This is a genomic window from Mesorhizobium sp. M00.F.Ca.ET.216.01.1.1, from assembly GCF_004010325.2.
GTDB lineage: Bacteria > Pseudomonadota > Alphaproteobacteria > Rhizobiales > Rhizobiaceae > Mesorhizobium.
Window position 1 is genome coordinate 1 of sequence record NZ_SADR02000276.1, and the last position, 353, is coordinate 353.

At 62.9% G+C, this 353-nt stretch carries 1 pseudogene; it reads right to left on the minus strand.

The window, feature by feature from the left end:
- Positions 1 to 268 (minus strand): annotated as a pseudogene (locus EN859_RS40065) (sorbosone dehydrogenase family protein); the annotation flags it as partial.
- Positions 269 to 353: the final 85 nt, after the last annotated feature.

The following is a 353-nucleotide window of genomic DNA, read 5'->3' on the forward strand; positions in this document are numbered from 1 at the left end:
CTTTCGGGTTCGAACGAAAGGCCGTTGGGATGCGCAGCCCGCTGGCGAAGATGCGTGAACGGCCGGTGGCGCGGTCGACCTCCCAGATCGCGGCGCGGTCCTTCTCGGCCTGGATGCCGTTTTCGGTGATGTTGCTGTTCGAGCCGACGCCGACATAGAGCAGCGACCCGTCAGGGCTCGCGACAAGGCTCTTGGTCCAATGGTGATCGATCGGCCCTCCGGGCAGTTCGGTCAGTACCTTGCCGGGGGCGGTGATCTTGGTATCGCCCGGGTTATAACACGGCTCATCGAGTGGCAGCCTCGCGGACAGGGAATGATGATTCAGCCTTTACCGACACCCGGATAGATGCTGC